Consider the following 17,082-nt stretch of genomic DNA (forward strand, 5'->3'; position numbering starts at 1 on the left):
AGGCGTACTCCTTTCCTTCCTTCTCGCCTACCGGGTTAGCTGACGGGTTCGGAGCAGGAAGGTCTCCTACAGGCATCCTCGGCCGCGGACTGCGCGGCAAATAATGCCCGATTCACCCCAATTGGTGGTTCCCCGGTTCCCTTGCGGGATTCGGCGCGTGCGCACGGTGCCGCCTCTTGCGACGACTGGGACGACCGCGCTGCGTTATCGAACGTTAATAGACGCCGGGGCCCGATTCCAAGCTGTTCCGAGTGATCGTTAACGACCATGGCCGGGACTTACCAGGACAGAAGCATGCGGAGTCGGGCGACTTGATCACCTTTCAGATCGATGCCACATTCTGACGTAGCGTCAAATGTTATGCACAGTGGCATCTTGCGACTACGTACCGTACGGATGCGCCGTCCCTGTGTGCTGCGCCCCTCAGTCCGGCCGCCGCGCCCGCCGCTCAGCCGCCCGCCGTCGGCGTGCCGCGCCCCCGCGCCGGGCGGGCGCCGGCCGCACCACGCACCGCGCGCCGCTCATGCGTCCGGGACGCGCCGTCCGCGGAGACGACCGGCACCGTCCGCCGCCGCTCCGGCTGCCCCGCCCCGGGCCGGCCGACCGCCAGGAGCGCCATGTCGTCCGTGGACGCGCCGCCGGTGTACCGGCGCACGTCGTCGACCAGCGCGTCGAGCAGTGCCTCGGGACCGGGGAAGACGCTGCCCCGGAGCCGTTCACCCGGATCGTAGAAGACTCCTCCGGCGTCACGCGCCTCGGACAGGCCGTCCGTGTACAGCAGCAGCGTCGAACCGGCGGGCAGCGGATACTCCTGCGCACGGTCCGGCCACATGCCCAGGTCGCCCATGCCCAAGGGCAGCGCGGCCTGGGACGGCTCCAGCACGTCCAGTCCGCCGTCGGCGTGCAGCACCAGCGGGTCGGGATGCCCGCGGTTCACCAGCCGTACGGTCCCGTGCCCGGCACCGTCGCTGGGCGGGATCTCGCCGAGGACGGCGGTGGTGAACCCCTCGATGGCGTCCAGCCCCTCCCGCCGCATGCCCTCGCGCATCAGCGCCCGCTCCAGCCGCCGCGCCACGCCCTCGAGCGAGGTCTCCTGCTCGGCCGCCTCCCGGAACGCCCCGATCAGCACGGCGACGGCCGCCACCGCCTCCATCCCCTTGCCGCGCACGTCCCCCACGATCAGCCGCACCCCGTGCGGGGTCTCCTGCACCGCGAAGAGGTCGCCGCCGATGAACGCGTCCGCCTGCGCTGCCTCGTACCGCGCCGCGATGTGCAGACCGGCGATCCGGTCCGCGGGCGTGGGCAGCACGGCGCGCTGCGCGGCCTCGGCGATTCCCCGCGCCGAGGCGAGCCGCGCGCTGCTGCGCGTCACGACCCCGTTGATCAACAGCGCGAGGGCCGCCACGGTGAGCACCGTGCTCGTCTCGGTGACGGCGGTGATCTGGTCGATGGTGGAGTTGTAGGCGTGCAGGCCTGTCGTGGCCACGACGGCGGCGATGCCGGTCAGGAGCGTCACGACCCAGGTGACGATCGGCGCCGCGATGAGCGGGGCCGCGGCGAAGAGCGGCACCGCGGTGAAACGGGCCGGCGTCAGCAGGTCGAAGACGACGCCGCCGGCGATCATCACGGCGGGCAGGAGACGGACGAACCATGGTGCGACGTACCTGCTGCCCTGTTCTCGCCCCACAGGTGTTCTCCCTGCCGCTCCGCCCACGGCCACGGACCGGTGGCCGCGCACTTCCCATGCTGCGCGCCCCTGGAGCGCGCGGCGACTTGCCACGTCCGGCCGCACAGAAACCCAGGTCACGGGTGCCGGAAACGACGCCGGAAACGACGGCGGCCCGGCAATCGAGATGAACGATTGCCGGGCCGCCGTCTTCAGTAGCGGGGACAGGATTTGAACCTGCGACCTCTGGGTTATGAGCCCAGCGAGCTACCGAGCTGCTCCACCCCGCGTCGGTGAACACCACCTTACGCCATCCGGAGCAAGATCCACTCCATTTACGGGTCCGGCCCGCCGATCCGGCCTCACAGGGAACCCTCCGGCCGCATTTTCGGCCTCTGCAGCCACATTTTCGGCCTCGTCCTGGCGTATCCGGCCTGGTGGCGAGGTTTCCGTCACATTCGCACCGTGCGCTCCGTCAATGCTGTGACAGGGCGGACGACAACGGATACGGGGCGGACGATGAACCAGCACGACTTCCTGGCGCAGCGCTTCGAGGAGCACCGCTCGCACCTGCGGGCGGTCGCGTACCGGATGCTCGGCTCGCTGACCGAGGCCGACGACGCCGTCCAGGAGGCCTGGCTGCGACTGAGCCGCTCCGACTCCGAACGCGTCGAGAACCTGGGCGGCTGGCTGACCACCGTGGTCGGCCGGGTCTGCCTGGACATGCTCCGCACCCGTGCGTCACGGCGTGAGGAGCCGATGGAGACCCGCCTGCCGGAGCCGATCGTCACCGGAGCGGACGCGCTCGACCCGGAGCACGAGGTCCTGCTCGCCGACTCGGTCGGCCTGGCGCTGCTGGTCGTGCTGGAGACGCTGGCCCCGGCGGAACGGCTCGCCTTCGTGCTGCACGACATGTTCGCGGTGCCGTTCGACGAGATCGCCCCCGTCGTGGGCCGTACCCCGGCGGCCGCGCGCCAGCTCGCGAGCCGGGCCCGCCGCAGGGTGCAGAGGGCGGCGCCGGTCCCGGACGCCGACCTCGGCCGGCAGCGCGAGGCCGTCGACGCGTTCCTCACGGCGGCGCGGGGCGGCGACTTCGAGGCCCTCGTCGCGGTTCTCGACCCGGACGTGGTGGCCCGCTCCGACGGAGGCGCGCTGCGTCCGGGCGCGCTCATCCGCGGCGCCGAGACGGTCGCGGGCCAGGCGATCACCTTCGCCCGCCTCGCCGAGGTGGCCCGCCCGTGCCTGGTCAACGGGGCGGCGGGCGTGGTCGCGGCGACGGACGGGGTGCCGGTGTCGGTGATGGCGTTCACGGTGAGCGGCGGCCGGATCGTCGAGATCAACATCCTGACGGACCCGGAACGGCTGAAAGGGCTGGACCTGACCGTGCCGGAGGTGTGAGGGCAGGCGTCGGCGACGCGGCTCCAACCCGGGTGGACCGTACGGCCGTTGGGTATCCCAGCAATGATCGCCGATCGTTGCGCGACCGCACGGTGACGCACACCGAGAGGAGACCCGATGGCCGAACCGCTGTCCGCCGACCAGTTGCTCACCGCCTTGCGGAACGAGGGGCTGCGCGTGGTGGAGTACCGCGACTGGCGCACCCACAACCGCAACCATGTGGGCCCGTGGGCCCCGGTGCACGGCGTGATGATCCACCACACCGTCACCTCCGGCACCGAGTCCTCGGTGGAGCTCTGCTACAACGGCCACTCCCAGCTGCCCGGACCGCTGTGCCACGGCGTCATAGCCAAGGACGGCGTGGTCTACCTGGTCGGCAACGGCCGGGCGAACCACGCGGGCCTGGGCGACGACGACGTCCTGCGTGCGGTGATCGAGGAGAGGGCGCTGCCTCCCGACGACGAGGCGAACACCGACGGCAACCGCCACTTCTACGGCTTCGAGTGCATCAATCTCGGTGACGGCAAGGACCCGTGGCCCGCCGCCCAGCTCGAAGCGATCGAGAAGGCGGCCGCCGCGATCTGCCGCGCCCACGGCTGGAACCACCGCAGCGTGATCGGCCACCTCGAGTGGCAGCCGGGGAAGGTCGATCCGCGCGGGTTCACGATGGCGAGCCTGCGCGAGCGCATCGCCGACCGTCTCGCCTCCGCCCCGCCGTCCGAGGAGGACGACATGCCCGACAACTGGAATCTCGCCTCCGCCACCGACACGACGCTGCCCCCCGGCGACTGGACGACCGTCCCGGTGGGATCGGCGGACCTGCTCACGTCCGCCGTGCGCTACACCGGCTCCATGCACCTGAGCCTGACGGCGCCCGCGGGCGGGACGGTCCAGGGCCGCTTCTACCACCTGCGCCCCGACGGCTCGCGCTGGACCGGCCCGATCGTCGAGCGCCTGACCACCGCGGGCTCCAGCTTCCTGGACTTCCCCCACGCCGGCTCCGTCGCCGCGGACGAGAAGGTCCGCTTCGAGGCCGTCTACTTCCCGGCCTCGGCGACGGACGCGACACCGGCCGTCATCACGTCGGCGCACGTGCGCGGCCTGTCCTGGACGTGACACGTCTCCGTCACCCGCCGGGGCCCTGCTCACGTCGGAATCACGGCATGGCTCCCCGGCCGGGGACCGGTCTGCACGGCAGGGCCCCGCCGGAGCCGCGGTGAGGCACCGCCCGTGACTGCTGTCAGCCGTGCTGGAGAACGCGGTGCACGAGCCGGTTGAACAAGGCGGTGCTCCACGAGGATTCGTAACGGTCCACGGAGTCCAGGGCTGCCCGGAAGTCGCCGTGGTAGGTCTCGATGGTGCGGCGGTGGTGCAGGACGATACGGCGCACATCGGCGGGCCCGAACTCGGGATGGAACTGAAGTCCCAAGATGCGGGGGCCGTACCGGTAGCCCTGGACGGGTGAGTGGCCGTTGTCGGCGATCACCTGGGCGTTGCCCTCCAGCAGCGGTACGGGGTCGAGTTCCTCGTAATGGAACGCCGGGACGACCAGTTGTTCGGCGTCTTTGCTCCGCTCGTCCTCCCGCCAGCGGATCTCGGTGAGGCCGACCTCGATCCGCCTGGCGGACCGGACTGATCCGCGCTCCGGCCAGAGTGCTTCGGCGATCATCTGGGAACCGAGACAGACACCTAGCACCGCATGCTCTTCGCGCTGTGCGGCTTCGATCAGGGAACGGGTGACGGCCAGCCCCCCGGGCATCCATCCCGAACGGTCGTTCACAGACGTCGAACCGCCGGAGAGAACATGCAGGCGCCCGCTGGGCACATCGTTGGTGGTGGCGGTGGTCAGATCACGTCGCACGACGCGCAGGCCCTGCCCGGTCAGCCGCTCCACGAGCCGGTCACCGTAGTCCAGTCCCTCGGCCGCCAGGCCGTCGGCCACCCATACCACTGCGTCGGCCTCGGTCATCACTGCCCTTTCACCCGAAGAAGCGGTCGTAGAGCGACACCGCGGCTTGGGCGGTCGCCACCCCTGACAGGACGGTCAGGACCGCCACCACGAGGTTCACCCTGCGGATCCGGCGCGCCTGGTCCTCGGCCAACCGTAAGTCAACCGTCTGCCGGACCGTCGAAAGAAGATCTGCGGCCCGACTCTGGAGGTTGCCCGCCTCCCAGGCCCTCAACACGGCATCGCGCGTTCTCAGCGCATGATGGTCGTAGCTGAACGTCGGTGTGACCAGCGCCTGGTACTCCGAACGCAGCCGGTGTTCAAGCTGTGAGAGCCAGCGTGTGTCGGCGCTGTGTCTCGGGTTGCGCAGCACGTCGTCGGCCGCCGTGGCGGTGCGGGCCAGCCGGATGTAGGACACGTCCAGGATGAGGAGCAGCAGCGTGAACTTCTCCGCTGCCGCCTTCGGGTCGGGCGTCGCCAGCAGGTTGTAGGCGTAACCCGCGAAGAGGAATTCGTCGCGCCAGGGCGAGTGGGAGGCGAGCGGCATGGGTGAGTCGGGATAGATCAGCGTCCGCATGCCGTCGGCGAGGCGGGACCTGCCGGGCTCGGGGTGGTCGGTGCTCCCCGCGTAGGTGAGGTTGAAGTACGGGATGGCGACCGTTTCACCGGCCCCGCAGCGGCGCAGTAGCCGCTGTGCGGGCGGCAGCAGCATGGACCTCAACTCGGCTGCGAGGGGCTCGCGTCCCTCGCGACCGAGACCGGCGAGTGTCGACTCCCGGTGCCGCGGTTCCCACCCCCCGGGGAGGTGGAGCGTCACGGCGATGGAGCCGTAGCCGTCGGGGAAGACCATGCCTGTGACATCGACCGTGTCCAGCAGCGACTGGCCGGCCCGGGCGGCGAGCAGGTCCTTGAGGCGGCGCTGGAGTTCGCCCTTCCACTCGTCACTGCCGACGAAGGTGGTGAGCAGGTCCACGGTCGGCTGCCCGTAGGTGAGCGACCCCTGGAGCAAGGGGCTCAACGAGACCGGCCTTCGCAGAAGAAAGCCGGCCCCGTCGAGGTCGTCGCCGGACGGGAGGGTGCAGGCCTCCTTCGGCTCCAGCGGGTTCCCTTCCGCGTAGAAAGGCGCCGTGAAGGTGATGCAGGCGTCACCCGTCAAGTCAACTGGGCGGTTTTCCGGGGAGGTTGGGACGGCCATGCGCCCATACTGCCCGATGGCGTCAACTGAAGGTGATCCCGGAGCCCTGGTCGAGGCTGCGTATGGTCGCCGCATGGAGCGGGGCGGCGGCTGAAGCCTCGCCGCCAAGCTGCTCTCCTGGCACGTGCCCCACAGGCGGGCGCAGTACGAGTACGGACGGCCGAGCTCACCCACAACCAGGCACAGCGGTCCCACGAAACCCTGCGACGGCCCCCTGCGGATGCGCTCGCGTCGAGCGGCGGCGACTGCCCCGGCGTCTCGTGCCCGTCGCGGGCCAGGGGTCCACGAGCAGGGAGACCAAGCTGTTCTGCGCCTTGGCCGGCGAGGTGCGGTTCGAGGACACACACCTGCCGGACGCCGAACGCCCCGCCGCCTACGCCGCGTGCGGCTTCACGACCTGCGCCACGGACAGGCGTCGCTCATGCTCGCGGCCGGCGTCGCGATGGCCATCGTGTCGAAGCGGCTCGGGCACTCGGAAATCGCGATCACGTCCGACACGTACTCGCCTCTGCTCGGCGGAGTCGGACGGGACGGGCAAGGACGGCCAGACGTGCCCTGATGGGTACAGCCTGCAGCCGGCGAAGAACGACCCGACGCCCTCGTGTGCAGGAGCGACGACGCGCCCCCGTCCGAAGGCCCTTCGGTTCCTTCGTCCCTGGCCTGGATCCGAGCCGACGCCAGTACCCGTGAACGACCGCGCTCCCTCCTGCCACTCAGCGGGAGGGGGCGCATTCGTGCGTCTGGGGGTCAGTCGTCCGGCTGCTCGATGCCAATCTCGTAGGCGATCTCCCACCGCACATCGGCGACCGTGATGTCAGCCGTCTCCACCGGCCGGCCCTCGCGGTCGTAGTACGTCCGCTCAATCTCCGTGATGAGATCTCCCACGCTGATGCCGAGGAGGTTGGCCTGCTCGTGGGTCGCGCGGGCAGGGCGCGGAACCTCGACCGCCGTCTCGATCAGGACACCGATCGAGCGCATCCGCTCGACGACACCGGCACCCGCATGCGGGCCCATCTCTGGAAGCACGATCGGCGTGCCGTCCGTGATGGCCATCGGCTCCCAGGACTCGGACAGTTGGACCGGCTGGCCGTCAGCCAGGAACTCGTACCGGGTCACGACGCACAGGTCGCCCGGTTCGATCGCGAGACGCTCGGCGATGTGCTCGGGTGCAGGAGTACGAGCCAGGGACCTGGACTCCCATGTACCGGCTCGGCCCTGCTCCTTCATGTCTGCCCGGAACGGGCTGCCGCCGCGTCGCTCGCGGTGCCGGGAGCGCACCATCCGCAGACGCTCCCGTGGCCGGCGGACGTAGGTACCGGATCCGGCGCGGCCTTCGAGGAGGCCCTCGATGATGAGGCGCTCCATGGCGCGCTGCGCTACTGACTGGCCGACGCCGTACTCCTCGGCGAAGCGGGCCCGGGACGGGAGCTTTTCCCCGATGGCCCATTCGCCTGCCTTGATGCGGGCGCGCAGAGCGTCGGCCACCTGGAGGTAAGGCGTTTCGCGTGGCATATGCGCAACTCCGGGGGATCGTGCAGTCGACATTGACAAAGCTAACCCATCAGGTCGAAGCTGAATACTCAGCATCACGAAAAGTGACCGGATGATCACCAGGGGAGAGCTGTGTCCACTGTGCCTCCACATGCCGTCGCCCTCGCGGGCATGCTCGCCGCCGCAACCAGCAGCGAACCGCGCATCACGGAGACACCGAACGCAATCCGCATCGAGGTCAACCTCCCCCAGGAGCTCAGTCACGTCACCCGCTCGACCATCCTCACCAGCCTCGGCGCCGCCGACCGGTACGGCCACGACCGCACCGACGGCGGCGACAGCGTATGGGCTGAGATCGACCGAAGGGACCGACCGTGACCTGCGCCCGCTGTCACCACGCAATCCTCCCCGGCGAGGAATACGAGGTCGTCGACAAGCCGTCAGGTTCCGGCTGTGGTACCACGCTCCACCTCCACCGAGCCTGTCCCACCCGCCGCTGACCGCGGCGCTCAGGCTCCCGTCCGCGCTGGTGCACCCGTCGCAGCGCGGACGGGCCCAACCCCACCAGGGGACCGTCCACACAGGAGGAAACACGACCATCGCGTTAGACCGTCCCGTGCGCACCACCGACCCCGCCACCCTCGTCCCGGCCGACACGATGCAGCGGCTCACCGCCCGCATCATCGCCGATCACCCCGACATCACCCCCTCCTTCGCCCGGCGCATCGTCGCCCAAGCGGCCGCGTTCCTCGCCGCCAGCGCCAAGCGCCCGGGACAGGAGCTGTCGCCGAGCAAGCTCGTGGACATCGGCTGGCACACGTGGATCCTCCACACCGTCGACTACGCCCTGTTCTGCCAGAAGGTCGTCGGGCGGTTCGTCCATCACGTCCCCACCGACGAGAACGAACAGCCGCGGGGCGGCGCGGCGGCGGCGCGTGAGCGCACCGTAAGCGCGATCCAGGCCGGGTACACGGTCGACGCCGAACTCTGGCGCTCGGCCGCCGACTGCAACCAGTGCCACGCCGGATGCCACGACAGTCCGAAGAGCGGCTGACAGACCCGCACCACCTGTACGACACTCCAGCCGTCCGGCGTCACCAGCCGGGCGGCTGGCCCTACGAGCGGAGCAGGCAGTGACAGACACGGCGTTCGCCTGGGATACCTACGCGCGGCAGAAGCCCGAACGCCGCCTCGTCAACGCCGCCGGTGAGACCACCTGGTTCAACTGGACCCAGTACCCCGACCACGGACCCGGCACGGAACTCCTCGGCATCAAGCCCGGCGCCGCCGTCCTGGACCTCGGCTGCGGCAAGGGGGGCAACCTCGCACACGTGGCCGCGCTCTGCGCCCGTGCCGTCGGTGTCGACGTATCCCTCGCCCAGCTGGAGGCCGCCGAGGCACGCTGGTCCGACGCCGGCCTGGTGCTGCACCGCACGGACGCCGTCCGGTTCCTTGAGCAGACGGGCGAGCACTTCGACGCCATCTACTCGGTGTACGGCGCGATCTGGTTCACCGACCCCGAGCAGCTGCTGCCCGTCATCCGGAAACGGCTCAAGCCCGGCGGTGTCCTCGCGTTCTCCCAGCGGCCCGCCGTCGACGGCTGCTACGGCTGCCAGGCCTCGTACCTCAACCGCTCCGAGGACGAGGACCCGCTCGTCGTGAAGCGCTGGGACTACGAGCCCGAGCGCTGGGAGGAGATCCTTCGCGAGCACGGATTCGAGTCACCCGCCGCGAGCGTCCTGCCTGCCCCTCCCGGGCCACGGAAGATCGGCACCCTGATGGTCCGCGCCCGCGCGGTGTAGCGACACCCTGCCCGCCCCGGCCGGCCTGCGCCCCCCGTCGCAGCCGGCCGGGGCTTCTTCGTTTCTTGATCCTTTGCGCTTCGGCTGAGCACTGGCTGAGCATGCGCCCGGAATGTCCACAGGAACGACCACAGCCCCAGGCAGGAAGGCTCCTGACCTGGGGCTGAGTGGTAGGCCGTGTGGGACTCGAACCCACAACCAACGGATTAAAAGTCCGCTGCTCTGCCAATTGAGCTAACGGCCCTCGGCACGACACCCCTGAGCATAACCAAAGAGATCCCCGGAACCGATCGGGTATCCCGTCACGGTCCCGGCCCGTCGGGGCCCGGTGCTCACCGGGCCCCGACGGGAGCACGTCAGTACAGGCCCTTGAAGCCCGCCCAGCCGCTGTTGCCGATCTGCACCCGGGCCGCGAGCGTGCCGCTCCCGGTCCCGCTGAAGCGGAACAGCTTCCCGTCGCTCGTACGGGCCACGACATCCGGCTTCCCGTCGCCCGTGATGTCCCCGATGCCGACGACGGAGGCGTACGCGCCCCAGCCACTCGCCAACTTCACGCGGGTGGTGACACCGCCGGTCGCCGTGCCGTAGTACCGCCAGAGGACCCCAGCCTTGTCGACACCCAGCAGATCACCACGGCCGTCGCCGTTCAGGTCACCCGCGCCGGTGATCTTCGTGTACGTCTTCCAGTTCGTGCCGATCTTCACCCGGCCCTTGAACCGGTGATCCGCCGTGCCCGCGTAGAAGTACATGTCACCTGTCGTCGTCTGACGCGCGATCAGGTCCTGGCGTCCGTCACCGTCGATGTCACCGGGCGAGGTCACCACGTCGTACTGACCCCAGCCCGTACCGACCGACGTGTACGGCGAGGAGGCGGAGACGATCTTGCCGCAGCCCGGCCGGTAGGACCGCAGTTCGTTGCCGAGGCGGACGAGCACGTCGTTGCAACGGTCACCGTTCACATCGCCCGACGGCACAAGCACCGCGGTCGTCGCGAACTTCGCCCCCGTACCCGCGATCCGCGACGACACCCCGCCCGTGCCCGTGCCCTTGTACAGCGACACCATACCCGTCGAGTCCATCACCAGCAGGTCACCGAAGCCGTCGTCCCCGACCAGGTCACGCCGTACCGGCGAAGCGCCCGTGACCGACACCGTGCCGGAGACGTTCACGTCCGCGCCCTGGCCGTCGGCCGGCTTCGCCGTCAGCGTCCAGGTGTGAGCGCCGTTCGCGACCAGCTCTCCGGCCGCGTCCCTGCCGTCCCACGAGGGGCTCACCAGGCCGCGCGCCTTGCCGCCCGAGAGCGTGCGCACCACAGCGCCGGTCGCCTTGTTCCTCAGCGTCAGCGTCCAGGACGCGGCCGGCTTCGACAGCCACCAACGGGGTCGCCAGACACTGCTGTTGAGGTTGACGGAGGCGGAGGCGGCGGAGTCCGCCACGGTGATCGCGGACGTGGCGACGCCGCTGCCCACCAGGTGGATCGCGCCCTTGCCGTCGGCCCAGGCGATGGTGTTCGTCGCCGGGTCGATGTCCCACGCCGCATCGATGGCGTTCAGGTCGGCGTCGATCTCGTGGACCGTGCCGCCGTCGCGCAGGTCCTTCACCTTGAGCTTGCCGTCCTGCGGGTAGGCGACGAAGCCGTCGCCGAGCTTGGCGCGGTCGCCGTAGCCGATCCCCAACTCGGTGACGGCGCCCGTCCCCAGGTCCAGCAGGCCCTCGTCGTCCCGCGACCCGGAGCAGATCCAGTGCAGCCAGCGGCCGACCGACTCGGCGCCCTCGACGAAGCAGCCCGAGAGGTAGAGCTCCTTCACGCGTTCGCCGGTCCTGACGTCGTAGCCCACGATCGTGCCGTGGCCCTCGCCGTGCGCCCACAGTGTCGTCCCCGACAGGGACCTCGGCTGGACGGGGAGCTTCCGGACCACCTGGCCGGTGTCGGTGTCCACGATCCGGGTCTCCGGTGAGCCGTCGGACAGCATCGCGTACGCGACGGTCCAGCGGCCCCAGCTGCCGATCATGCCCTGCGAACGCGTGCCGACGTCGAACTTCGTGCCGGGCAGCTGCCGGCCCTCGTCCAGCCGGTGGATCGGCACGACGACCTCACTCGGGCCGGTGCCCAGCGGGCCGCCGTAGACGATGCGGCCGTCGCCGGTCTCGTCGACCCTCGGGCAGATGATGAGGGAGCACCGGTCGGGCAGCGGCGGCAGCCAGCCGCGGTCCTGGCGCTCGCCGTGGACCAACGTGCCGCCCCCGGGCTCCGCCGTGCGCGTGTACATGCCGGTCCGGCCGACGGCCGCGACGCTCTCCAGGCTGGTCAGCCGGCCCTGGTGGTACGACAGCCGGTTCACCGTGTTGGGCACCGTCCGCGTCGCGACGCGTGTGTCGCGCGTGGCCACGGCCCGCCCGCTGCCGTCCGCCTGGATCAGCTGGACGCCCCACTCGGAGAGGCTCGGTCCGCCGTGCACCAGCAGACCGCCGCTCGGGGTCGCGGTCGCGAGGTCCTTCGTGCGGGCCAGGACAGTGCGGGCCGGCGAGCCGTCCAGCGGCTCGGCGTCGACGCGCCAGGTGGGCATGTCCATGGTGCCGACTCCGAGCGCCGCGTCGTGCCGGGCGACGATCAGCTCGCTGCCCACCAGGCCCAGGAGCCGGCTGTCCGGGTCGCGGGTGAGCGGCCGTGCGAGCTCGGGCTGCGTCAGGTTGTCGCGCCGGAAAACGGACACCTTGTCGTAGCCGCGGACCAGCAGCCGGTCCGGCGTCAGGGCCATCTCGCCGACGGTCGTCGACGTGTCCACGCCGACGGGGAACGCGCGCTGCTGCGTCACGTCCAGCCAGAAGTACTGGCCGCTCCAGCCGAGCACCGCCCCGTCGGCGTCACCGACGCCGAGACCGTGCGCGCCGTTGCCCTCGGGCAGCCCCTCGACGAGCCGGTCACGCAGCTGCCCGGTCTGCATGTCGAGCACATGGAAGCGGGTCTCGGACGCCGACCCGGTCCGGGTCAGGACGTTCCAGCCGAGCGCTCTCATGTAGGTGTGCCCGGCCGGCAGCTGTACGGTCACGGTCTGGTCCGTGACCATGTCGCGCAGGTCGACGGTGCCCGCCGACTGCTGGTGGCGCGCGACCACGTCGGAGCCGCTGCCCCACTCGTACGACGGCCAGGGATTCGCCGCCGGGTCGATCTCGACGTCCTCGGCACCCCCGTACGAGCGCCAGATCGCGCCCCGCCCCTGCTCGATGCGCAGATATCCATGCGGGCCCGCGTTCACCACATAGCTGTGGGCGGGAACCTGGCTGGTCACCCCGGGGATGACCACCTCGGCAGTCGGCTGTGCCTGCGCGGCGGGGGAGGCCGGGCCGATGGCCACGGCGGCTCCCAGCACGACTGCGGCGGCGACGAAGCCGCCCAGGGGTCTCTTGCCGTACACATATCTCCTTGTCGGAACAGGAAGCACTCCCCGGCTGGGGAGTGCGGCCGCGGCAGCCTTCCGGCGATGGCCTGAAGGCTGCCGCGAGCGGGGTCATTGCGGTAGGTGTGCGCCTCGGTACGAGGCGCTGGTCAGTACAGGCCCTTGAAGCCCGCCCAGCCGCTGTTGCCGATCTGCACCCGGGCCGCGAGCGTGCCGCTCCCGGTCCCGCTGAAGCGGAACAGCTTCCCGTCGCTCGTACGGGCCACGACATCCGGCTTGCCGTCACCCGAGATGTCACCCATGCCGACGACCGTCGTGTACGCCGAACCCCACGCGTCCGCCAGCTTCACGCGGGACGTCACCGAGCCGGTCGCCGTGCCGTAGTACCGCCACAGCGCACCCGAACCGTCCACGCCGAGCAGATCGCCGCGGCCGTCACCGTTCAGGTCACCGGCGCCCACGATCTTCTTGTACGTCTTCCAGTTCGTGCCGATCTTCACCCGGCCCTGGAACCGGTGATCCGCCGTCCCCGCGTAGAAGTACATGTCACCCGTCGTCGTCTGACGCGCGATCAGATCGGTGAAGCCGTCGCCGTTCACGTCACCGGGCGACGTCAGCACGTCGTACTGACCCCAGCCGGAGCCGATCACCGTGTAGGGCGACGACGGGGAGACCACCTTGCCGCAGCCCGGCCGGTACACCCGCAGCTCGGACGCCTGCCGGACCAGCACGTCGTTGCAGCGGTCGCCGTTCACGTCTCCGAAGGGGACGAGATGCGCGTCGACCGCGAACTTCCCGCTGCCCGCCACGCGCGAGGAGACACCGCCCGTGCCCGTGCCCTTGTACAGCGACACCAGGCCCGTCGAGTCCTTCACCAGCAGCTCGCCGAACCCGTCGTTCCCGACGAGGTCCCGGAACACCGGCGCGGCCCCGCTGATCGCGACCGAGCCCGTCAGGCTCAGGTCCGCGCCCTGGCCGTCGGCCGGCTTCGCGGTCAGCGCCCAGGTGTACGTGCCGTTCGCGACGAGCTTCCCGGCCGTGTCCTTGCCGTCCCAGGAGGCCCGCAGCAGGCCCCGCGCCTCACCCCCGGAGAGCGTGCGTGCGACGGCGCCGGTCGCCTTGTTCCTCAGCGTCAGCGTCCAGGACGCGGCCGGCTTCGACAGCCACCAGCGCGGCTTCCAGGAGGCAGCGCCGCCGTTCACCGCCTGCGCGGCCGGTACGTCGGCGTCGATGCGGGCCAGCGGCGACGCCGGGACGCCGAGATCGACGACGCGGACGTCACCGACGGCGTTGTCCTGGAAGGCCATGCGGCCGGTGGCGGTGTCCACGGCCCACGGGCCGTGTTCGAAGTTGTCCTCCGAGGTCTGGTAGGTGGCCGTGACGACCGGCTCGGCGCCACGGATGTCGGTGACCGTCAGGTCCCGGCCCTCTGTCCGGACGACATAGCCGTCACCGAGCACCGAGAACGGCTGCGTGTAGGGCTTGTTGATGTTCTTGTCGAGGTCGTGGACACCGCCGGTGGGAACCGAGCCGGCACAGTCCCAGCTCAGCCAGTGGGCCGTGACCTTGACGGACTCCGCCCGGCAGCCCGAGCCCAGGTCGACCGTGCGCTTCACCGCACCGGTGCGGACGTCGTAGCCGACGACCGTTCCGTTCACCTCGCCCGGCGCCCACAAGGTGTCGCCGTACAGGTCGTTGCTGAAGGCGGGAACGCGGAACGTGGCCAGTCGCTTGCCCGTGTCCAGGTCAAAGGCGGTGTCCGTCACCCACTCACCGGTCTCGGTCTCTCCGCCGCCGAGCGCGTAACGCCCGGAGACGTCAGAGATCTGGACGTTCTTGAGCTCGGTGGTCAGGACGCGCCCCGAGGCCGCGCCCTCCCCCACCACCAGAGGCTCGTCGTCCGACCCGAACGGCCCCTGGACGACCAGGCGTCCGTCGCCTGTGGCGAAGTGGTCCTGGCAGGGACTCTCGTCGGTGCACTCGTCGATGCCGAGCCCGAAGTCGCCCCGCTCCTGCGTCGCCCCGGCCGTCAGCTCGCCCGTCACGGACACCGACCGCGTGCGGAAGGCGTTGCTCTCGTCGGGCATCTGCTCCAGGGACTCGAGCCGGCCGTGGCTGAAGCTGAACGACCTCGGCTTGGAGTTCAACGGGGTGACGTCCACGAGCTTGGCCGCTGCCGTGCCGTCTCCCTCCGGCACGAGCCTCTGGAGGCTCAGCGCGTCGGCGGTCGCCCCCGCGACCAGAAGCAGCCCGCCGTCCGGAGCCGCCAGCGCCTGCTTGCGCCCGTGGGCGAAGAGCGTGGTCTCCTCTCCACCCGCGCGCGGCACGGAGACGACGCGGTACGGGGCGGAGGAGTCCTGGCCGGAGGCACGCCCGACGATCAGCCGACTGCCCACGACCCCGAGCAGCACGTCGCCCTCGTTGTAGGGAAGGTCGGTCGTGGCGGCCAGGGCGAGCGGACCGGATGCACCGGCCTCGCCCTTGGCGTAGAACCGCGCCTTGCCGTCCTTCGCCCACTCCACGACCTCGGTCGGGCTCGACACGGTGGACACCGGCTGGGCGGCCGCGTCACGGGGGACGGTGCGCACCTGCCCCGAGGCAAGGTCGATCCAGGCGGAGCGGGAGACGCCGTTCAGCTCGTACGTGGTGAGGATGCCGTCCGCCGTCCCGGTCACCGCCTTGGCGGGCGGCAGCCCGCCCTCCGGCCAGCCGGTCACCGGGGTGTCCTGCACCGTGCCGTTCACTTTCCGGAGCAGATGCCACGCGCGCGGGGCGGTCGTGGTGGTCTGCGTGAAGGTGACCACGGTGGACCCGAAGACACCGACGTACTGGTGACCGCTCGGGATGTCGAGGTAGCTGACGCTGTCCGTGGCCATGTTCACCAGCCGGACCGAGTCCGACACAGGCGTCCAGTCGGCCAGGTACGTGGCGAAGCCGTCGAAACCGGCGCCGTACGTGCCGTCGGCCTCCGGCCCCTCCTCTTCGACGGAGAGCGGCGTGGAGTCGCCCGCGTAGGTGCTCCAGAAGTGTCCACGGCCCTGCTCGTGGCGCAGGTAGCCGTTCGGCCCCGCGACGAGCGGGACCACGGTGCGCGGCTGCCCCGCGACCGCCGCCGGGAAGACGACTCCTCGGTCCTCGGCCGCGGTCGCCGTCGACGCGAGAGGGCCGATGCCGGCGAGAAGGGTGGTCGCGGCGACGGCCGCGATGCAGTGGCGTAGAAGAGCGCTACGAGGCACTCGGGTCCTCCCCTGAGGCATAAGAGAGGCACGGGGATTCAAGCGGTGCCCTGTGCCCGGCCAGAGCGCCGGACAGAAGTGTGAGAGGCCCCCCAGCCGCACCGCACCCCATGCAAGTGAGAGGACTGTAACAGCAGCCCCACCAGCCGCGGAAGGTACTTTCGAACCCGTTCAACGCAACAGGGCCCGTACGCCACCGAAGTGTCGTACGGGCCCTGTCTCAGCAGGTCACACAGCGTCAGCCGTTGCGCTTCCAGCGCGGCTTGTCGTCACGGCGGCCGCCGAAGGAGCCGGAGTTCGAACCCGCGCCGCGGTGCTCGTCGCGGCGGCCGTACGGACGGTCGTGGCGCTCGCCGCCGGCGCGGAAGCCGCCCGAGGGGCGGTCGTCGCGGCGGCCGTTCGGGCGGTCGCTGCCGCGGTGGGCGGCCGGACGGTCGTCACGGCGGAAGCCACCACGGTCGTTGTCGCGGCGGAAGCCGCCCGACGGACGGTCGTCACGGCGGTCGTCACGGCGGAAGCCACCACGGTCGTTGTCACGGCGCTCGAACGAACGGCCACCACGGTCGTCACGGTCACGGTTGAACCCGCCACGGTCGTTGTCCCGGCGGAAGCCGCCCGACGGACGGTCGTCACGGCGGTCACGGTTGAACGGACGGTCGCTGCCGCCGGAGCGGAAGCCACCCGACTGACGGTCGTCACGGCGGAAGCCACCACGGTCGTTGTCACGGCGCTCGAACGAACGGCCACCACGGTCGTCACGGTCACGGTTGAACCCGCCACGGTCGTTGTCCCGGCGGAAGCCGCCCGACGGACGGTCGTCACGGCGGTCACGGTTGAACGGACGGTCGCTGCCGCCGGAGCGGAAGCCACCCGACTGACGGTCGTCACGGCGGAAGCCACCACGGTCGCCACGGTCACCGTCACGGCGGTCGTCACGGCGGAAGCCGC

General features: G+C 70.7%; 12 protein-coding genes, 2 tRNA genes, 1 pseudogene and 1 riboswitch. Of the genes and pseudogenes, 6 read left to right on the forward strand and 9 right to left on the reverse strand.

All coding sequences use genetic code 11. The features are described 5' to 3' along the window. Positions 1-9 precede the first annotated feature (9 nt). A riboswitch (cyclic di-AMP (ydaO/yuaA leader) is annotated at positions 10-166 on the reverse strand. A gap of 282 nt (positions 167-448) precedes the next feature. Together HW130_RS31145 and HW130_RS31150 are read right to left on the reverse strand one after the other, a co-directional pair. Next, the gene (locus HW130_RS31145; RefSeq protein ID WP_375256605.1) at positions 449-1,687 is read right to left on the reverse strand and encodes a PP2C family protein-serine/threonine phosphatase; all 1,239 of its coding nucleotides are present in this window, start codon (positions 1,685-1,687) and stop codon (positions 449-451) included. 195 nt (positions 1,688-1,882) lie between these two features. Continuing rightward, a tRNA-Met gene (locus tag HW130_RS31150) sits at positions 1,883-1,956 on the reverse strand. 229 nt (positions 1,957-2,185) lie between these two features. On the opposite strand from HW130_RS31150, the gene sigJ reads away from it, so the two are divergent. Beyond that, the gene (gene sigJ / locus HW130_RS31155) at positions 2,186-3,064 is read left to right on the forward strand and encodes an RNA polymerase sigma factor SigJ (protein WP_177153116.1); all 879 of its coding nucleotides are present in this window, start codon (positions 2,186-2,188) and stop codon (positions 3,062-3,064) included. 117 nt (positions 3,065-3,181) lie between these two features. Further along, positions 3,182-4,180, forward strand: coding sequence for a peptidoglycan recognition family protein (locus tag HW130_RS31160; RefSeq protein ID WP_177153117.1), 999 nt, complete (start codon positions 3,182-3,184; stop codon positions 4,178-4,180). Positions 4,181-4,304: 124 nt separating this feature from the next. Here HW130_RS31160 and HW130_RS31165 read toward each other — a convergent pair whose 3' ends face one another. Continuing rightward, the gene (locus tag HW130_RS31165) at positions 4,305-5,033 is read right to left on the reverse strand and encodes a type 1 glutamine amidotransferase (RefSeq protein ID WP_177153118.1); all 729 of its coding nucleotides are present in this window, start codon (positions 5,031-5,033) and stop codon (positions 4,305-4,307) included. A gap of 10 nt (positions 5,034-5,043) precedes the next feature. After that, positions 5,044-6,207, reverse strand: coding sequence for a hypothetical protein (locus HW130_RS31170; protein WP_177153119.1), 1,164 nt, complete (start codon positions 6,205-6,207; stop codon positions 5,044-5,046). Between the two features lie 382 nt (positions 6,208-6,589). On the opposite strand from HW130_RS31170, the gene HW130_RS36840 reads away from it, so the two are divergent. Continuing rightward, positions 6,590-6,766, forward strand: coding sequence for a tyrosine-type recombinase/integrase (locus tag HW130_RS36840; protein ID WP_218184173.1), 177 nt, complete (start codon positions 6,590-6,592; stop codon positions 6,764-6,766). Between the two features lie 188 nt (positions 6,767-6,954). Here HW130_RS36840 and HW130_RS31180 read toward each other — a convergent pair whose 3' ends face one another. Continuing rightward, a complete protein-coding gene (locus HW130_RS31180) occupies positions 6,955-7,719 on the reverse strand; it encodes a GntR family transcriptional regulator (protein WP_177153120.1) in 765 nt (254 codons plus the stop codon). A 111-nt stretch (positions 7,720-7,830) separates the two neighbouring features. Between HW130_RS31180 and HW130_RS31185 the strand changes: the two genes are divergently transcribed. The 3 genes from HW130_RS31185 (at position 7,831) to HW130_RS31195 (ending at position 9,500) form a co-directional block, all read left to right on the forward strand. Beyond that, positions 7,831-8,076: a hypothetical protein gene (locus HW130_RS31185; RefSeq protein ID WP_309140638.1), complete on the forward strand. Its 246-nt coding sequence runs from the start codon at positions 7,831-7,833 to the stop codon at positions 8,074-8,076. Between the two features lie 238 nt (positions 8,077-8,314). Then, positions 8,315-8,752 carry a hypothetical protein gene (locus HW130_RS31190; RefSeq protein ID WP_218184174.1) on the forward strand — a complete coding sequence of 146 codons (438 nt, stop codon included), beginning with the start codon at positions 8,315-8,317 and terminating at the stop codon, positions 8,750-8,752. Positions 8,753-8,831: 79 nt separating this feature from the next. Then, positions 8,832-9,500, forward strand: a complete 669-nt coding sequence (locus HW130_RS31195) for a class I SAM-dependent methyltransferase (RefSeq protein WP_177153121.1) — start codon at positions 8,832-8,834, stop codon at positions 9,498-9,500. Positions 9,501-9,668: 168 nt separating this feature from the next. Here the strand turns inward: HW130_RS31195 and HW130_RS31200 are convergent. The 4 genes and pseudogenes from HW130_RS31200 to HW130_RS36400 all read right to left on the reverse strand — a co-directional run. Beyond that, positions 9,669-9,744: transfer RNA gene (locus tag HW130_RS31200), tRNA-Lys, on the reverse strand. Positions 9,745-9,856: 112 nt separating this feature from the next. Beyond that, on the reverse strand, positions 9,857-12,916 hold the full coding sequence (locus tag HW130_RS36845; protein ID WP_177153122.1) for an FG-GAP-like repeat-containing protein: 3,060 nt from the start codon (positions 12,914-12,916) through the stop codon (positions 9,857-9,859). A 131-nt stretch (positions 12,917-13,047) separates the two neighbouring features. Continuing rightward, positions 13,048-16,134: an FG-GAP-like repeat-containing protein gene (locus HW130_RS36850; RefSeq protein ID WP_177153123.1), complete on the reverse strand. Its 3,087-nt coding sequence runs from the start codon at positions 16,132-16,134 to the stop codon at positions 13,048-13,050. A 238-nt stretch (positions 16,135-16,372) separates the two neighbouring features. Beyond that, a pseudogene (locus HW130_RS36400) lies at positions 16,373-17,082 on the reverse strand (RNA helicase); the annotation flags it as partial.

Source organism: Streptomyces sp. PKU-EA00015, from assembly GCF_013387495.1.
In the GTDB taxonomy this organism is placed as follows: domain Bacteria; phylum Actinomycetota; class Actinomycetes; order Streptomycetales; family Streptomycetaceae; genus Streptomyces.

Coding starts and splice junctions, on each gene's coding strand:
- sigJ (WP_177153116.1), top strand. CDS start 2,186: ATGAACCAGCACGACTTCCTGGCGCAGCGCTTCGAGGAGCACCGCTCG.
- HW130_RS31160 (WP_177153117.1), top strand. CDS start 3,182: ATGGCCGAACCGCTGTCCGCCGACCAGTTGCTCACCGCCTTGCGGAAC.
- HW130_RS31165 (WP_177153118.1), bottom strand. CDS start 5,033: ATGACCGAGGCCGACGCAGTGGTATGGGTGGCCGACGGCCTGGCGGCC.
- HW130_RS31170 (WP_177153119.1), bottom strand. CDS start 6,207: ATGGCCGTCCCAACCTCCCCGGAAAACCGCCCAGTTGACTTGACGGGT.
- HW130_RS31180 (WP_177153120.1), bottom strand. CDS start 7,719: ATGCCACGCGAAACGCCTTACCTCCAGGTGGCCGACGCTCTGCGCGCC.